Here is a 17881-nt window from a genome sequence, read left to right on the forward strand (position 1 = left end):
CAAGTCATGCCCCCGTCCAAAAGAAGCACAATCTGAATTAAAAAGAAGGGTATCGTAGCTTTTCCCGATTTATTCTCCGCACCTTACCAACAGCTTTACTGAACTGAACCTATTTTAATATGTAAATCATATAAAATTTGGTATTCGACAAATCGTATATTGAAGTATTCCCTAATAAAATGGAAACTCCTAAAAGCGATATAAAAGGCTTGAGCAAAGCAGAAGTCGATGAACAACGTGTACGTTTTGGTTCGAACCTTCTCATACGCGAGAAAAATACGCTGCTAACTACCATTAAATCTGCGGCTACAGAACCCATGTTCATTTTACTGCTGCTCGCTTGCCTTGTTTATTTTATAGTTAAACAGTATGCAGAGGCTATCACTATGCTGGTAGCACTTCTGTTTGTAGCGGGTATTGATGTGCTGCAGAATTTCAGGAGTCAAAAAGCGGTTAAAGCCATAAGTAAAATAACAGCGCGCAAAACAAAAGTAATACGCGATTCAACGCCTATTGAAATTCCAATTGATGAAGTCGTTCAAAATGACATCATCGTTTGTGAAGAGGGGGTTATTATTGCAGCTGATGCGCTTATACTTTCTTCCAACGACTTTGCCGTTAACGAGGCGATACTTACCGGTGAATCTGTCTCTGTTGAAAAATTTGAAGGCGACACAATCTTACAGGGCACCGTTGTAGTACGTGGTTATTGCTATGCACAGGTAAAAGCTGTGGGATCACAAACAATGTTATCTGGTATAGGCGAATTGGTTGCTAGTACAGGTAAAGAAAAAACACCATTGCAACTTAAAGTAGCCAGTTTTGTAAAAGTAATGGTGATTGCAGGCAGCATCGCTTTTGTATTTGTATGGGCTTATAACTGGTGGGAAAGTGGAAGTCTGATTCATGGACTTTTACATGGATTAACCATGGCCATGTCGGTACTGCCGGAAGAAATACCTGTGGCCTTATCAACTTTTATGGCGTTGGGCGCTTACCGTCTTTTAAAAAAGGGAATCATTGCCCGTAGTCCTAAAACGGTAGAAACGCTAGGCTCTGCAACGGTAATTTGTGTAGATAAAACCGGAACGCTTACTAAGAATCTCATGCAGGTTGCACACACTTTCGATTTTACTACTCAAGAAGAAACTGATTTTAGCAGCATAAATAAATCGAATGTGATCCTGGACTACGCTATGTGGGCCAGCGAAGTCAAGCCTTTTGATCCAATGGAGAAATCTATTCACCATTTTTATACAAGTACATCACCAACCGATGAAAGAGAATATTACCACATGGTAAAGGAGTTTCCATTAGCAGGATCTCCACCTGTCATGACGCATGTGTATCAAAATAAAGAGAAAGATTTTATAGTAGCGTGTAAGGGTGCGTTGGAAGGCGTACTTAATCTTTGCAAAATAAATGAACCTGAAAAAAAAAATATTTTAGATAAGGGAAGTAACTATGCCAAACGTGGCTTGCGCGTTTTAGGTGTTGCCAAGGGTAACTGGCTACAAACTAAATTCCCTGAGGGGCAAGAAGATATTAATTTTCAATTTCTAGGACTTATTACTTTTGATGATCCTGCAGATCCTAAAATTGCTGGGGTGATTCAACAATTTTATGAGGCGGGTGTTGAAGTAAAAATGATCACGGGCGACTATAAAGAAACAGCTATTGCCATTGCAAATCAAACAGGCATTAAAACAGAAAATGTAATAACAGGTAGTGAACTCGCTGGTCTGAACCAAGAAGAACTAAAGAGAACTGTTGGTCATACCAGCATCTTTGCACGCATAAATCCAGAGGGCAAACTCAAAATAATAAATGTCCTAAAAGAAAACGGAGCCATAGTTGCCATGACAGGCGATGGGGTAAACGATGCACCTGCACTAAAAGCCTCACACATCGGTATAGCTATGGGTAAAAGAGGAACCGATGTAGCTAAGGGGGCTGCTGGCCTCATTTTAGCCAACGACAACCTGGGGGCTATGGTGGATGCTATCTTTTTAGGAAGACGTATTAACGAAAATCTGAGTAAAGCCATCAGGTATATTATCTCTATTCACATACCAATTATTCTACTTGTACTATTACCCATCCTCTTAGTTTTTTTACCGTCCATGCTTTTTTCTCCCATTCATGTTATTTTTCTAGAGTTAATAATGGGGCCGACTTGTTCTGTTATCTATGAAAACGAACCAACTGATAAAAATGAGTTAATGAAACCAACCAGTTCAAGCAAAAATCTCTTGAGTTCAGCACAACTTTGGCTTACTATATTTCAAGGCCTTATTATTACAGCTGGCTGTGTACTTATGGGATATTATGCCCATCTGCAAGGTTTTGATGAAGTAAAAACAAGAACGTTGATCTTCACAACATTGATTTTATCTAATATATGCTTAACCCTTGTGAACCGTTCTTTTACGAGAACAATAGTGAAAACGATCCTAAGAAAAAATAACTTAATTCCAATAATCATCGGTATTTCTATCATGCTTCTTGTCCTGATGCTACAAGTTCCCGCATTAAATAACCTTTTTGAAATTCAATCACTCGGCTTAAAGGAATTAGTCTACTGCGGACTTACTGCTTTAGCTTCAACTATTTGGATAGAGCTTTACAAATTTTTAAAATTAAATTCTAAAAAAACATTTTGAAAAAACGCTTTCTGAGATTACCCAAATAATATTCAAGATTGTGAATACATCGCTGGCTGGTTTGTGTAAAAAATAAAGATGCTTGTACAGAATCTTATCCCAATACAAATGCATCTTTATAGGTAGTTTGTTAACCATTATACTTTTGTGGCTAACTACTTTTAAAACTCATACGCTTATCCTTTGCAACGAATCGAGAAAAACCTAAGAGCGCTCCTATTACCATAATGTTTCTAAAGAAATTCACCATTTCCAATTCCTGCTCTCTGGCCAGGTCAGCGGCCATCATTTCAGTACCCAATTCATGTCCCATGGCTCTTGGTAAATGTACCAGCAAAGCCATGAGCAAAACATACAATGCCATTAATGTATACGCAAGTCTATCAAACTTACCCAATACTGCACTAACAATAAAAAGCAAAATACAAACCATAGTAAAGTAATTCCAAAACAAAGGAAAGGGCAAATAATCCGGAACGAACGCAGCACCAACATCTGGTTTACCTGCATGCAATCCCACATACATTAAAAATGATATGGGGAATAAATAGCGACCGATGCTTAATATTTTTTCCATATACTTAAATATCAAAAGGTGAAACTTCTCTTATCTCCGTAAATCCTGATGGACTGGAAAGTATGGGACAAGTTTTAGCCCATAACTTCACTTCTTCAATATCGTTGGCTTTGCACAGCAAATAACCAGTCACCATTTGCTTCTCTTTAATGGCTGGTGTATTGGATAAACCGCTGTTCGATACGATCGTGCCCGACCACTCAATGGGCTTGGTTGAAATAAGACGACCATGCATAGCAATGTTGCCAATCCATTTTTGCCAGGCCATCATGCCATCTTTCATTTTTTCAGGATCAATTTGATATTGACCTTCTCCTGTTTCGTTCCAAAATAATAAGAGATACTCTTTCATACATGTTTTGTTTAAGTGATTAACTCTTACAAAACTGTTGAACTATAGCTCTTTAACTCTTGACAAATATCAAGAGTTATAATTTACCTTTAAGGCGGGTCATGGTTTCTGGGCTAATGCCGAGATAAGAGGCAATCAGCTTACTTGAAATTCTGGTCATAAGGGCAGGCTTGTATTCCATTAACCACTTAATCCTATCAAGTGCATCCATGGAGTTTAAAGAATTTAACCGGTAGACAGTGTTGTTGTAAGCGGTTTCTAGCAGGCGCTTATAAATACCTGCAAAGGGTGGTAGCTGCTCCGCTAACCTTTGAAAATTGTCAAAATGAATTCTTAATAACTTACAGGGTTCTATACATTTTATGTTCTCCGATGCAGGGCTTTGATTCTGAAAAGCAAAAATATCGCTAACCCAATAATCTTCAAGGTAAAAATCTCGGATAGATTCATTACCATTTTTATCAATTACATACACCTGAATACAGCCCTCTACTATAAAATAAACATATCGACACAACTCGTCTTGTTGTAATAAATGTTCACCTCGTTTAGCAATTTGGGGCTCGAAATGATTCAGCACTTTCTCTAATCCATCCGGTTCTTTACCCAAGCGTTTAATAATATGTTGTCTTAAAACCTCCTTCATAAACTTTAGAATAACCGAAGCTATAACAATAGATATGAAAGTAAAGTTAAATAATTTACATGGCTGCTATCGCTATTAACACAGAAGCATCTCCACTATCCGCTTTGAATTCATTAAATATGCTCAAAAAAATAGTCATCCCCATAGCTGCTAATACCAGTAATAATTCTTCCTCAACAATTACCACCCCTACCCGAAAAACAGATTTGCTCAATGCTCCTGTAGTCTCTACATGATAACTTAGTATTTCCTGCTCTTGATGAAGGAACCTCAGCGTTAAGGTATTTTTAAATTTATACTCAACCTGATAAGTGGTTTGGTTAGTAAGTTCTATGCGTCCTTTACTACCCCAAAAATCATGGCGAAGCGTTGCCACGAGCGCCTCACCTTTATGAACAAGGTAATAGGGCTGCCAGAAACCTTTTTTTTCAATAATATATTCCTGATCACCGATTTGAAAAGTTGTAGTTTTTAACAAGTCAAATTTTAACTTTAACAAAGACTCTTTTTCAGTACTCAGGTTATAGTATTCTCCTTCTTTTGTCCAATTCATATCAGTAATTAGAAATACAGGTTAGTGCTTATTACGAACATGAACCCAATAAATAACCTAATAAAAGAAACAAACCTATTGCAACTGGTAGCAGTACAAAATTTGATTCCGTTTTCATATTCCTTTGGGTTTATGAAGTAAAGAACCCATTTATTCAAAAACTAGCCTTCTGAAAGTACACTACTGAAGAAAAAAGAACTTGAGTGCAGTAAAACTAAATTGGTTCTCAGAAATTGTTGTTACAATTTCTCCGCCAGCCTATCGAAGACGGCTCCCCAGGATACATCTCCGCCTCTCTTTCCCAGCCTTACTACGATTAGATTTTTTTCAGGGCAAACAAAAATGTATTGCCCGTGCAAACCATTTGCCTCGTATCCATTTTTTGTCATCCACCACTGATACTTATAGTAAGAAGCACCACCTTGTGCTTTTTCGGGGGTAGTCGATTCTTCGATCCATTGTGCTGGTAAAATCTGCTCGCCATTCCAATTGCCCTTATTCAGATAAAGTCTGCCAAACTTTGCAAAATCTCTGGCCTTGGCATTTAAACAACAGAACGCTTTCTCTAAACCATCCTTTTTCTTATCGATACTCCAGCTGGCATCATACTCTGGTTGCAGTTTTGTCCAGATTCTCTCATTTAAATAAGTAGTAAGCGGCTTACCAGTTGCACGTTCAACAATTAAACCAAGCAATTGCGTATTGATACTTCTATACGCAAATTTTGTTCCTGGTTCGTAATCGACTTTTAGTCGCTTAATATAAGCGCGTAGGTTTCTGCCATAATATAAATGTGCTGCTTGACCAAAAGGGTTATAATAACTTTCATTAGCTTTTATGCCACTCGTCATTTGCAACAGATGCTTAATCGTAATTTTATCAAAACCTTTACTAGATTTCAATTCTGGTAAGTAATTAACAATACTTTCGTCAACACTTTTAATGAATCCGTCTGCTAGCGCTGCACCAACCAATGCTGAAGTGTACGATTTTGCCGCAGAAAAACTGGCTACTGTTGTTGTCTCTTCATATCCTTGATAATATTTCTCAAATAGTAAAGAATCATTTCTTATAATAAGAAAGGCTACTGAATTATTTGCTTCTACCAAACTATCCAAAATGGTTAATGACACATTACCGATTCTATCATTTCTCTGAGCCTCTGTAAAACGGAATGGTTGTGCTGATTTTGGGAGCGGACGAGACGGGAATATTTTATGGTCTGTGATGTCGGAAAAATTATACCACACAAAACGACCAACCATACACGAATTTAGTAGCTGCATGACACAAACCAATATAATAAGGGAGTATCTAAAACTAAACTTCTTCATTACACACTCATTTTATCTTTAAATCTTACACTTTGTCGCTGACTAATATCAATTTTAATACCACTTCTCAATTCTAATTGAAGGGTACTGTTAAAGTAGGGATTAATATTAGCAATATAATTTACATTAATTATGTGCTGCCGATTTGCCCTGAAGAAAAATTCTTCCGGTAGTCTTTCTTCCATATAGTTTAATGACTTATGTAACAGTGGTTTTTTATCCTGATAATGAACTCTTACATAGTTACCTACACTCTCTAACAAAAAAATATCTGAAAGTGGCACAAAAAAGCATTGCTCACCATCTTTTATAAAAATTCTCTTCTCAATGCTTAGCTTACTATCCTCGACAGCATCCGGACTCAATCGCTTTTTTACACGTTCCAATGCTTCCGATAGTCGCTCTGTGTTCACAGGTTTTAAAATATAATCGAGAGCGCTCACTTCGAAAGCGCGTAATGCAAACTGATCATAGGCGGTTACAAAAATTACTTCTGGCGAATGATCCAGCTTTTCCAACCAATCAAAACCACTCATGTCGGGCATGTGAATATCTAAAAAAACAAGATTTACTTCCATATCAGGCAATTTATCAAGTGCCTCTTGCGGATTTGTAAAAGTTGCAACCACTTCTATAAAATCATAAACGTTTAGCATGGACTTTAACTCTTCAATTGCTAAAGCTTCATCATCTAATAAAGCAACTTTAATTTTCATCTTTATTTATTTTTATGGTAACTACAACTTTATCTTCTTCTTGCTTCAAATCTAAACCAGCTTTATGTCCATATAAACTTTCTAATCGTTTACGCACATTTCGCAGACCAATGCCTCTGTCGTTACTGTTTACTAAAGTACCAGTATTAGTCATTTTTATAAGCAAGATTTTATCAGATAAGAGAGACTCCACTATCAAAATACCTTTACCACTTTGCTTAGCTATTCCATGTTTAATAGCATTCTCTGCCAGACTTAGCAACATAGTGGGCGGTATTAATCTGTTCAACACATTATCCTCTACTCTGTAAGAAATCAATAATCTATCTCCAAAACGAATTTGCTCTAGTGCCAGATATTTTTTTACTTCTAATAATTCATCATTGAGAGGTATAAGCTGCTGCATGCTGTAGTTAAGTGTAAATCTTAACAGCTCGCTTAATTTAACAATGGCATCCTTACTTTTCTCTGGATCGAGCGTAACCAGAGCTTTAATGCTATTGAGGGAGTTGAATAAGAAATGTGGATTTAATTGTGTTTTAAGCAACTCCAACTCGGTAGTGCGCGCCAGATTTTCGCTTCTAAGTTTACTTTCTTCAATCTCTCTTTTTCTCTCCAACAGATTGTATAAAAAATAAATGATTATCCATACACCCGCATATCGCATCCAGTTTACGATTCCCGCAAAAAACGAAATGGGTTCAAAGGCACCACTAAAAGTACCTCCAGAAAAAAAGTAATAAGGGCCAAGATTGAATAGATTTAAAATAAAGGAAACAAGGAGTGAAGAGATAAACGCCACCGACCAGATGTACGTATTGGATTTATTGAAGACTGGTGTTCGTCTGATTACCATTCTAAAAAGATGCATGACAAATATGCCAACAATTGCTCCGTAGCCAAATAGCAATACGAATGACCAATCAAAACTTCTAATAATAAAAAAAGTATAATTGGTTACTTCAATAGCCACCATTCCACCCCAACCCAAGAGTTGACATAACCAGTATATTTTACGCTTATCAGAATTTTGAGGCATACCTTAATTAAAGGTAAGCAGCAAATAAATAAGTAGTATATACAATATTGCCAAATGAATGATCAGCCATAGCCTTTGAAATAATGGACGTTGAACAAAAGTTACGTTTGCATCAAAAGGGTCGAAGATTAATGCCAGACCCAGTCCACTCATACACAAGCTATAATCCTTTAGATAAAATGCTGCCAAGCAACTAATTCCAAGCATAATGCTGTAACCTATACGCCCTACTAGCTTGTTTCTTTTCTGCTGACTTAATTCCTGATAACTCGTCATAAGCTTTTTTGTTTAACCTTTGTATAACTACAGATCTTCTTTTTATCATCGCTTAGCAAGAGCACAGGTAAAGACGAAAGAAAGCCAAGGCCGAGAAAAATTACCAACTCCCCTGATGCCAATCCCATATGCATGGCGAGGCCAATGAGTAGCAGATAGCCAGCCAAAATCCCTATAAGTAGCACAATAATTTTCTTTATCATATTTTACCAATTTTAAGTTAAAATACGCGATGATGGCAGGTCGGTTAATTAAAAATACACGAATGCAAATAATAGAGGTTGAATGCTTTACCTTATATGCATATTTAAAAGTCAAAATCGATTGGTGGCATAAACCAACCATTTATCCTATATCTTTAAGCTATTAAATAGGTAGTTGTTCTAAAGTTTAATGAAACGAGTACTCCCGGTTATTGTAATTGCGCAATTTTTTTGCACTTCAGTCTGGTTTGCAGGAAATGTTGTTATTACTGATATAGCCTTTACGCTTACTAATGATGTGAGTCTACTGGCCCAGCTTACCAGCGCAGTGCAAATTGGTTTTATCAGTGGCACAATGTTGTTTGCAATATTGGCAGTAGCTGACCGCTTCTCTCCTTCTTATGTATTTTTCACTTGCTCTTTGTTGGCTGCCATTTTCAACCTTGCCCTTAGTTTAGATTCATTAAAAGGGATAGATATTCTGATACTTCGTTTTTTGACTGGTTTTTGCCTGGCCGGTATATACCCCGTTGGCATTAAAATTACTGCAGATCATTTCAAAGATGGACTTGGTAAGTCATTAGGTTTTTTAGTTGGTGCGTTGGTTTTGGGTACAGCGTTTCCTCATTTAGTAAAGGGTAGTTTTATTGATGTTTCGTGGTTATATGTTGTGTACAGCACCTCAGCTTTATCACTTTGCGGAGGATTATTGGTCTTACTCTTTGTACCAGATGGGCCTTACCGAAAAACAAGTTCTAAATTAAGCTTTACGGATTTTGGAAAAGGTTTTAAAAACAAAAATTTCAAAGCAGCGGCATTTGGTTACTTTGGTCATATGTGGGAGCTCTATGCCTTCTGGACTTTTCTCCCTGTCATGATCAGTCATTACTTAAAGCAACATCCAGAAATAGAATTATCCACTTCCTTACTTTCTTTTACAGTCATTGCAGTCGGGGCACCTGCCTGTGTTGTTGCAGGCTTATTATCTCAAAAGATTAGTGCTAAAAAAATAGCCTTTGCAGCATTGAGCTTGTCATTTTTGTGTTGCTTGCTTTCACCCTTCTTGCTACAAAACAATTCCGCTTATCTATTCTTTGCGTTTTTATTCATATGGGGCATAACCGTTATAGCAGACTCACCTTTGTTTTCAAGTCTTGTTGCAAAACATGTTCCTAACGAAAATAAGGGAAGTGCCCTAACTATCGTCAACTGCATTGGCTTTTCTATTACTATTTTGAGTATAGAATTTATCAATAGTATATCAAAACACATGGCACCACATCTTGTTTATAGCTTACTGGCGATTGGCCCCTTTTTTGGATTATGGTCACTTATCAATATGCGAGAAAAAGTGATGAAGTAGTTTTTAACTGCGCAAAAATGCATGGAGCAAATTAGAAATGTTATTAAGAATATGATCAACATCTCAGATGATGAGATGAAAAATCTACTCAGTTTCTGCTTTATTAAAAAATTCAAGAAAAAAGAAATACTTAGTCACCCGGGTGTTATACCTAGCGAAATATTTTTCATCAACGAAGGCATCATTCGTGTGTTGGTGAATGACCCGGCTGGAGACGAACATACCATTCATTTTGCATTAGAAAACCAATTTATTGCTGATTATTCTTGCTTTATCCAACATCAACCCTCTCTCTATACGTTACAAGCCCTGGAAGCTGTGATCTGTGTAGTTATGCCTCGCTCTGTAATTGAATGGGGTTATCGGGAGTTGAAGCAAGGCGATAAACTAGGAAGACTGATTGCAGAATTTTATTTCATTTATCAGGATAACAGAATCAATAATCAGTACATACGCAGTCCTAAAGAACGCTACAACTCTATAACGCAGGTATTTCCAAACATCCATAATCGAGTACCACAACACATGATTGCCTCTTACCTGGGCATTACGCCTATTCATTTAAGCAGGTTAAAAAAGGAAAATGATTGAAAATCTAAACATTTGTTAACGCTTTAAGAACCCAATACCATCCACCTTCGCATATAAATTAAATTCTATGCGAAACAATCTTTTACTCCTTACATCCATAATCTTGCTGAGTGGTTGTTATTCATTAAAAAAAACTATTACTTCAGCCAAACCCCATGTTGATGCTATTGAATGGCCTGTAGCGTACAAACCTGTTGAGTCTAACTTTTTTGTTCATAATACCATCGAGATTAAGGCCTCACCTTCAACAGTATGGAACATCTTAATTGAAGCTGAACAATGGCCAAGCTATTATAGTGGCGCTGAAAATGTAAAAGTAAGTGATAATGATACGGGTAGACTACAGGCTAACTCCGTCTTTACCTGGAAAACCATGGGATTGGATTTCATCTCTACTGTTCGAGAATATAAACCAAATCAAAGTTTGAGTTGGGAGTCGAATAAAAAAAGTATACAGGGTTATCATGCCTGGTTACTTATACCCACCGATAAAGGAACGCTGTTAGTAACAGAAGAAGCTCAACATGGCTGGTTAAGTGGTATGGAAAAAGTGTTTCAACCTACCAAGCTTCGTAAGCTTCATGATACATGGTTGCTACAAATCAAAAATAGATCAGAACAAATTGATAATACTAAAGCTGAATAAAAATGATATTAAGTAAAAAAGAACAACAACGGTTAAAGCAAGCCTATGGCGATTGGGCACTGATAACCGGGGCCAGTTCCGGCATAGGTTTGGCCTTAAGTGAACTGATTGCTTCCTGCAACATCAATGTGATCCTTTGCAGTAGAAGTGAGGATAAACTACATACACAAGCCAGTCGTTTAAAAAAGACTTATGCCATAGATGTTAAAGTAATAGCGCTCGACCTTAGCGAAGCAGAAAGCATAGACCTACTCATTCAACAAACACAAGGGCTTACCATTAGTCTGTTTGTTGCCTCGGCAGGTTTTGGTACTTCAGGCAACTTTTTACAAAGTTCTATTCATGAAGAAGTAAATATGCTACGCCTTAATTGCGAAGCCGTGCTACGCTTAACCCATTACTTTATGCAACACATGGTGTATAGAAAAAAGGGTGGAATCATTTTACTAAGTTCAATAGTGGCCTTTCAGGGTGTGCCCTATGCTGCTCATTATGCTGCAACTAAGGCCTATGTGCAAAGTTTAGCCGAAGGCACTCAGCAGGAAATAAAAGGAATGGGGGTTGATGTGCTGGCAGCTATTCCTGGTCCTGTAGAAAGTGGATTTGGTCAACGGGCAAATATGCAAATGGGCACAGCGTTGAATCCTGAAGAAGTGGCTAAGTCTATTTTAAAAGCAATTGGCAAGAGTAAAAGTGTATTACCAGGATTGCTTAGTAAAGTATTGGTAAATTCTTTAAGAACAGCCCCACGATTTTTAAGAGTAAAAATAATGGAAACAATTATGAAAGAGTTTACAAAGCATCAAATGGGTTAATCAATTTTAGATTTTAGATTATACTAAAAAAATAGTAAGTTTCATATCTCATTTGAAAATTCTAGCAACTAAAACCATTTACAGTGCTGTTGCATCAAGCTTCTTTATGAAGAACGTAGACTTTAAAACCTCGAATTACTTTTCATGGCATGTTCATGCCATGGCTGCGGGTTTAGTTATAATTGCTTTGGTCGTTTTTGCGAAAAGTATTCTAGGTGGCTTCGCTATTCTATTGGTCTGCGCCATCATTTTTACTACACACTATCGCTTAAAAATTGATTTCGAGAAAAAAGAGTACCGCGATTACCTTTGGATATTTGGTTTAAAGGATGGTAAAAAATACAGTTTCGATGCATTGGCGTATTTTTTCATTAAAACAAACAGGGTAAGCCAAACGATGGGATTAAAAGCAGCCAATACTACAGTTGTTAAGGAAGTCTACGATGCTTATCTCAAATTTTCGGATGATGAAAAACTGCATGTAATAAGCTCTAACACCAAAGCAAAAATTTTAAAGAAATTGATTCCAGTTGCAGAAAATCTCAATATTAAAATACTAGATTATACGGATGGAGAGGCTAAGGTGATTTCATAACAACTGGCACTATGAAAAATAAAGAGCTAAATCGTCTTTCTTACCTTAAGTGAATGCATTAAGGCATTCCCAAAATCTACTTTTGCAGTATTGTTTCAAATAAAAAGAAAAGAAATGCAAAAGAAAATTTTATGGATTGGACTTGCCTTAGTGTTAGCAGGCGGTTTACATGTGAATGCACAAAATACCAAACAAGACAGTGCTTATAGAAAGTGGTTTGTTGGTAGTACTCTATTGCTATTAGGTAATTTTGATAACACGAACAATCCTGGGTATATACAAATTAATGCAGGATATCGGATTACATCTAAAGATGTTATTCAAATTCGATTTAAAAGATCTCAGTATGCCTGGCCATTAGGTATCCCTTTTGGACCCGATTTTGATGCACCCGGGCTAAACTATCCAGGAAGTGCACGCATACTTGCCCCTCAAATAGGATACCAGCGGTTTTGGTGGAAAGGACTCTATGCATCTGTTTACGTATTGAATGCTTTTGAAAAATATATGGATGAGAATAAAAAGAAGATTGGAAATGGATTCACATTATATACAGACTTCTATTTAGGTTACCAGTTTAAGTTTTTTAAAGACCGCTTCTTCTTTGAACCAGCTATTGGAATTAGTTATTGGCCTGTAAGAACTAATGTTCCAGAATCTTTTAAAGCAGTAGAACAAAAATGGCCTAACTACTTTATTCAACCTGGGCTTGATTTTGGATTTAAGTTTTAAAACTTCAATTATTATATGAGGGCAGTTATTTGTACCCAATACGGCACCCCTGAAGTTTTGAAAATTAAGGAAGTTTCTAAACCGATGCCCAAAGAAGGTCAAATTCTTGTCAAAATAGTTGCTGCTACGGTCAACTCTGCTGATGTAAGGGTGAGAAGCCTTGATGTTAAGGGATTTTTGAAAGTAATAATGCGTTTGGTTTTAGGAATTTCAAAACCAAGAAAATCTATTTTAGGAACCGCATTTTCAGGTGTTGTTGAAACTGTTGGAGACAAAGTTTCTAAGTTCAAAGCAGGTGATAACGTATTCGGTATGACAGGTTTAAATTTCGGCACACACGCAGAGTACATTGTAGTTAATCAAAATAGCAACGTAATTGGAATGCCCAATAATGCTACATTTGAAGAATCCGCAGCCATCATTTTTGGTGGACAAACAGCCATCTACTTTTTGGATAAAGTAAAAATAGCTGATAAGCCAAAGAAAAAAATACTGATTATCGGTGCAACAGGTTCAGTAGGAACGGCAGCAATCCAGATAGCAAAATATCACAAAGCTGATGTCACCGCGGTTTGTAGTTCCGAAGGGCAAAAACTTGTTGCTGAATTAGGGGTGAAAAACATTATTCTATACAACAAAGAAGACTTCACCAAACAAACAGAAAAGTTTGATGTAATTTTTGATGCCGTTGGTAAATCCAACAAAAAACAATGTGAAAAACTATTGAACGAAAACGGAATTTATAAGAATGTAAGTTCTGTAAATGCTTCGGAAACAATACAACAGTTACAGCTATTAAAGAAGTTATTTGAAAATGGAACGTATAAGGCGGTAATTGACAAGATGTTTACGATGGACGAAATAATAGAAGCACATCGGTATGTCGAAACGGGACGAAAAAAGGGAAACGTAGTACTAAAAATTAGTCAATAACAAGAACACCAGCCATTGTGCTGTCGTGACGCACTTTTAGGTATAACAAACATCACAACCACTGAGTAGATTAAGAGCCACTATTTTGAAAAAAAGTGTAGAGCAACTTCATTTCTTCACTTAAGTGAACGAGTTATTTTAGCTCACATATCCACTTTTGCAGTAGCGTTTAACTTAAACACGCAAAGAAATGCAAAAGAAAGTTTTATTCATTGGTTTTGTCTTAATGATGACAAGTACACTTCAACTCAAAGCACAATATACTGAAACAGACAGTACCTACAAAAAGTGGTTCGTTGGTAGCACTATGTTTTTATTAGGTAATTTTGATAAGACAAATCCCCCTGGCTTCGCTCAACTCAATTTAGGTTATCGGATTACAGGAAAGGATGTAATTTCAATAGAATTAATAACTTGGAAATATGCCTGGCCTCTTGGTATCAACCCATTTTATAATAAGTCATATGGAAAACCTGGAGAGAAATTTCCTGGCTATATAAGAGAATATGGAATTGGCCTCTCGTATCAAAGGTATATTTGGAAAAGTCTTTACGTAGCAGTACATGCAACGCCCATGTGGCAAACATTTAAGAATGAAAACGGTAATAAGGTGGGTGATGCTTTTATTATATTCAACACTTATCGAGTTGGCTATCATGTTAAACTCTTTAAGGATAGGTTTTTTATTGAACCATCTCTTGGGGTTGCCGGTCGCGCTGTTCAAACGGAAATGCCCACCGGATTTAAAGAAAAAGATGACAAGTGGCCAAAATGGACGCCTGAACCAGGGCTACATATCGGATTTAATTTTTAACGCAGATCTGTTTCTATACCACTAAGTTTGAAAGAACCAAAATTTCAACTGTTAGACTATCCATCAGACCACGTTACTGCGAAGTAAAAACCGTCTGACGGATTTTAGGTAAAGACACGCACTAGTATAAAATTTCTCACTGATAATTTATGAATACACAAAAAAAACAAAATGCGCTGGAAGACATCCAAGTCAATGTGAAACTGAAGCTTGCTGCGCTGTGGACGAGTTTGATGTTTCTCATTATCTATCTTGACTATTTCGCTTTATACATGCCAAGTACTATAGACGATATTCTGAAAGGGAAGGTGTTCGTATTTGATATTACGCAAGGATTTCTTTTGGGAGCACTCGCCTTAGTGACAATTCCGGCACTGATGATCTTTCTTTCTGTTGCCCTGAAGGCTAAAGTAAATCGCTGGGCAAATATTATTATTGCTGCAGTGAATATACCCTTTATACTGTTTAATCTGGCAGGAGAAGCTTGGATGCACATGGTGTTTGGTGCTGTTCTGGAAGTTGTTATTCTTTGTCTAATTATCCGTTATGCATGGAAATGGCCTCGTATTGAAATATGAAATGAGCTATAGCGAGGTGTAAGTCTCAACATACAAATTCAATATTATCTTTGACATAAAAATTATTAACAAGTTTTTATGTAAAGTTTGCTTTGATAATTTTCCTGCTTACTAGAGTTCTATTTCCTTTCTTTGCCCTTATTGGTATTGCGCGAGAGGATTGGCTTGTGGGGTCACCAACAAGTTGATTAAATAAATTACAAACTTTTATTAATTTTATACTCCATGAAAGAATGAGTTTTTTTCTCCAAGGAGCATAAGGAGTTTATAACCATTAACTGTTTGGATTGGTGAGCAATCCGCATTCACTACACACAACACCAACAAGGGCGAGGGATACTTCCCTCATTGACTAAAATTCAACTATTTTAAAATGAAAAAGAAAAGTGCATACACTCACTATAACAATTTCAAAAGACATTTATTAATAGCATTGCTGTTTTTATGTTGCCTAACATTGTCTAATTGTGGCAAAAATAAAAGTGAATCAAACAATGAAACTGTAAATCCTTTTGGGAGTGAAGTAAGTAAAGGCAAAAGTCAAATATTACACCCATGTCATTGGACTTATACAGTCGAGCAAAATTCTCCTGATGAAGCAATACTTATAAGTACAGCGAAACTTGATTCAGGATGGCATTTGTATTCTCAGCACATCCCCAATAAGGGTCCCCGAATGGAATTTGCTTATGATAGTTTGATTAACTATAAACTTGTAGGAATTACTGAAGAGGGTAAATCAATCAAAAAGTATGATCCTAATTTAGAAATGGAGATTCTCTATTTTGAAAATGAAGCAATCTTCAGGCAAAAAGTAAAAGTAATGAGTACTGACGATTTCGCCATTAATGGTACCATCGACTATATGGTTTGTCTTGATGACTTCCAATGCGTTAAATCCGATGAAGAATTTTCCTTTAACGTGAAAGGAAACCCTCAGGCAAAATAAGTGTTTGAAGTTCTACCTCGATTGATCTTGGTCAAACTCGCACTTTAGCTTCGTCTTAAAATAACATCCCCACCCTAAAACAAATCAATTTTAAAGCTTCAAAATATTTGCGTAACCGAAAGGTTACAGGTATCTTTGTAACCGTTCGGCTACTTAAAATATTAATAAATGAGACGAGATGTGTTCCAGGCCATAGCAGATCCAACAAGGCGCGAAATAATAAATCTGCTAGCCACTGAAACCTTAAACCTGAATGCTGTAGCGGAAAAATTCCAAATAAGCAGGCCTGCTATTTCGAAACACATAAAAATTCTGACAGAATGTGGACTAATTAAAATCAGGACAATGGGAAGAGAACGCTATTGCGAAGCGCGATTAGAAACACTTGCAGAGGTCTCAGAATGGACCAACACTTATAGACGTTTTTGGACAACTAAGTTAGATGCTCTTGAGTTGCATTTGAGTAATAATCGTAAACCGAAAAGAAAGAAAAAATGAAGAATAATACCATCGTCTTAGAAAAAGTATTTGACGTGCCTGCCACCCGTGTTTGGAAAGCACTAACGGACAGCAACGAAATGAAAGGCTGGTATTTTAACCTTCCCGGTTTTAAGGCAGAAATAGGTTATCAATTCACATTTCTTGGCGGTCACGAGGAAGGAATTCAATACGTACACCTATGTGAAGTAACTGAGGTAATTCCTAATAAAAAACTTAGCTATAGTTGGAAGTATGATGGGTATACAGGCATTTCATTTGTAACATTTGAACTTCTAGAACAAGGAAATAAAACATTGCTCAGGTTAACCCACAGCGGCATTGATACATTTCCCAATGAAAATCCAGATTTTGCACTGCATAATTTTGAAGAAGGTTGGAATGAAATCATAAATAATTCCTTAAACAATTATTTAAAGTCTGCAGATTTTAAATATGAAATACTGGTAGACGTTTCAAATGAGAAAGCGTTTGAATCTATTACAAATGAAATACCACTTTGGTGGACCGAAATGTTTGAAGGAATATCAAATACACTAGGTGAATCATTTACAGTTCGGTTCGGTTCTGCTGTTTTCAAAACAATGCGGATTGATGAGCTCGTTCCTCAAGAAAAAATTGTTTGGTTTGTAACAGACACATTAATTGATATTCCTGAATTGAAAAATAAGCGTGAATGGTTAAATACACGTATTGTCTGGGAGTTTAAAAAAGATAAGACAGCTACAATTATTCGAGTTACACATATTGGGTTAAGCTCGGCTATTGAATGTTATGAAATTTGCTCAACTGGTTGGAGACAGTTTTGTGACAGCTTAAAATCCTTCTTAGAGAACGGTACCGGAATGCCATTTAAGGTAGATAGTAAGTAGATCGATCGAAGGAATCAAAATATATGCAGTTCAAAAGTTGCTACTGGTTACCTCCCAAGGTTAGCGGAGCGTAGTAGAAATATTTCAAAAAACTGATGAGAATCATTTTTTACGAATCTTGTTAGCAATACATTTA

General features: G+C 36.6%; 21 protein-coding genes. 13 read left to right on the top strand and 8 right to left on the bottom strand.

The window, feature by feature from the left end; all coding sequences use genetic code 11:
• Positions 1–179: 179 nt before the first annotated feature.
• Entirely contained in the window at positions 180–2663 is a 2484-nt protein-coding gene (locus SanaruYs_RS09940; protein WP_127122400.1) for a cation-translocating P-type ATPase, read from the top strand.
• Positions 2664–2814: 151 nt separating this feature from the next.
• On the opposite strand, the gene SanaruYs_RS09945 is transcribed toward SanaruYs_RS09940, so the two are convergent.
• The 8 genes from SanaruYs_RS09945 to SanaruYs_RS09980 all read right to left on the bottom strand — a co-directional run bounded on the left by SanaruYs_RS09945 (position 2815) and on the right by SanaruYs_RS09980 (position 8359).
• Complete coding sequence (locus SanaruYs_RS09945; protein WP_127122401.1) at positions 2815–3240, bottom strand: hypothetical protein; 426 nt, start codon at positions 3238–3240, stop codon at positions 2815–2817.
• Between the two features lie 4 nt (positions 3241–3244).
• Positions 3245–3592, bottom strand: coding sequence for a YciI family protein (locus tag SanaruYs_RS09950; RefSeq protein WP_127122402.1), 348 nt, complete (start codon positions 3590–3592; stop codon positions 3245–3247).
• Between the two features lie 76 nt (positions 3593–3668).
• Complete coding sequence (locus SanaruYs_RS09955) at positions 3669–4238, bottom strand: Crp/Fnr family transcriptional regulator (protein ID WP_127122403.1); 570 nt, start codon at positions 4236–4238, stop codon at positions 3669–3671.
• Positions 4239–4293: 55 nt separating this feature from the next.
• Positions 4294–4791 carry a hypothetical protein gene (locus SanaruYs_RS09960; RefSeq protein WP_127122404.1) on the bottom strand — a complete coding sequence of 166 codons (498 nt, stop codon included), beginning with the start codon at positions 4789–4791 and terminating at the stop codon, positions 4294–4296.
• A 239-nt stretch (positions 4792–5030) separates the two neighbouring features.
• Positions 5031–6125 carry a serine hydrolase domain-containing protein gene (locus SanaruYs_RS09965; protein WP_127122405.1) on the bottom strand — a complete coding sequence of 365 codons (1095 nt, stop codon included), beginning with the start codon at positions 6123–6125 and terminating at the stop codon, positions 5031–5033.
• On the bottom strand, positions 6125–6841 hold the full coding sequence (locus tag SanaruYs_RS09970) for a LytR/AlgR family response regulator transcription factor (RefSeq protein ID WP_127122406.1): 717 nt from the start codon (positions 6839–6841) through the stop codon (positions 6125–6127). Before SanaruYs_RS09970 ends, SanaruYs_RS09965 begins: the two co-directional genes overlap by 1 nt.
• A complete protein-coding gene (locus SanaruYs_RS09975) occupies positions 6831–7880 on the bottom strand; it encodes a sensor histidine kinase (protein ID WP_127122407.1) in 1050 nt (349 codons plus the stop codon). Before SanaruYs_RS09975 ends, SanaruYs_RS09970 begins: the two co-directional genes overlap by 11 nt.
• Positions 7881–8152: 272 nt before the next feature.
• Positions 8153–8359, bottom strand: coding sequence for a hypothetical protein (locus tag SanaruYs_RS09980; RefSeq protein WP_127122408.1), 207 nt, complete (start codon positions 8357–8359; stop codon positions 8153–8155).
• A gap of 190 nt (positions 8360–8549) precedes the next feature.
• On the opposite strand from SanaruYs_RS09980, the gene SanaruYs_RS09985 reads away from it, so the two are divergent.
• From SanaruYs_RS09985 to SanaruYs_RS20090, 12 genes are all read left to right on the top strand, one after another.
• The gene (locus SanaruYs_RS09985; protein WP_127122409.1) at positions 8550–9722 is read left to right on the top strand and encodes an MFS transporter; all 1173 of its coding nucleotides are present in this window, start codon (positions 8550–8552) and stop codon (positions 9720–9722) included.
• Positions 9723–9743: 21 nt separating this feature from the next.
• A complete protein-coding gene (locus tag SanaruYs_RS09990; protein WP_127122410.1) occupies positions 9744–10313 on the top strand; it encodes a Crp/Fnr family transcriptional regulator in 570 nt (189 codons plus the stop codon).
• A gap of 67 nt (positions 10314–10380) precedes the next feature.
• Positions 10381–10959, top strand: coding sequence for an SRPBCC family protein (locus SanaruYs_RS09995; protein ID WP_127122411.1), 579 nt, complete (start codon positions 10381–10383; stop codon positions 10957–10959).
• A gap of 2 nt (positions 10960–10961) precedes the next feature.
• A complete protein-coding gene (locus SanaruYs_RS10000; RefSeq protein WP_127122412.1) occupies positions 10962–11774 on the top strand; it encodes an SDR family NAD(P)-dependent oxidoreductase in 813 nt (270 codons plus the stop codon).
• Between the two features lie 106 nt (positions 11775–11880).
• The gene (locus tag SanaruYs_RS10005; RefSeq protein WP_127122413.1) at positions 11881–12369 is read left to right on the top strand and encodes a hypothetical protein; all 489 of its coding nucleotides are present in this window, start codon (positions 11881–11883) and stop codon (positions 12367–12369) included.
• 114 nt (positions 12370–12483) lie between these two features.
• Complete coding sequence (locus tag SanaruYs_RS10010) at positions 12484–13101, top strand: hypothetical protein (protein WP_127122414.1); 618 nt, start codon at positions 12484–12486, stop codon at positions 13099–13101.
• A gap of 15 nt (positions 13102–13116) precedes the next feature.
• Positions 13117–14034 (top strand): NAD(P)-dependent alcohol dehydrogenase, encoded by a 918-nt coding sequence (locus SanaruYs_RS10015; RefSeq protein WP_127122415.1) that lies wholly within the window; start codon positions 13117–13119, stop codon positions 14032–14034.
• Positions 14035–14224: 190 nt separating this feature from the next.
• Positions 14225–14848, top strand: a complete 624-nt coding sequence (locus SanaruYs_RS10020; protein ID WP_127122416.1) for a hypothetical protein — start codon at positions 14225–14227, stop codon at positions 14846–14848.
• A gap of 149 nt (positions 14849–14997) precedes the next feature.
• A complete protein-coding gene (locus tag SanaruYs_RS10025) occupies positions 14998–15426 on the top strand; it encodes a DUF6326 family protein (RefSeq protein ID WP_127122417.1) in 429 nt (142 codons plus the stop codon).
• A gap of 373 nt (positions 15427–15799) precedes the next feature.
• Entirely contained in the window at positions 15800–16375 is a 576-nt protein-coding gene (locus SanaruYs_RS10030; protein WP_127122418.1) for a protein-disulfide reductase DsbD domain-containing protein, read from the top strand.
• A 168-nt stretch (positions 16376–16543) separates the two neighbouring features.
• Positions 16544–16873, top strand: a complete 330-nt coding sequence (locus SanaruYs_RS10035; protein ID WP_127122419.1) for an ArsR/SmtB family transcription factor — start codon at positions 16544–16546, stop codon at positions 16871–16873.
• Positions 16870–17745 (top strand): SRPBCC family protein, encoded by an 876-nt coding sequence (locus SanaruYs_RS20090; protein ID WP_160118630.1) that lies wholly within the window; start codon positions 16870–16872, stop codon positions 17743–17745. Before SanaruYs_RS10035 ends, SanaruYs_RS20090 begins: the two co-directional genes overlap by 4 nt.
• Positions 17746–17881 lie beyond the last annotated feature (136 nt).

The organism is Chryseotalea sanaruensis (assembly GCF_003990915.1).
Taxonomy (GTDB): Bacteria; Bacteroidota; Bacteroidia; order Cytophagales; family Cyclobacteriaceae; genus Chryseotalea; species Chryseotalea sanaruensis.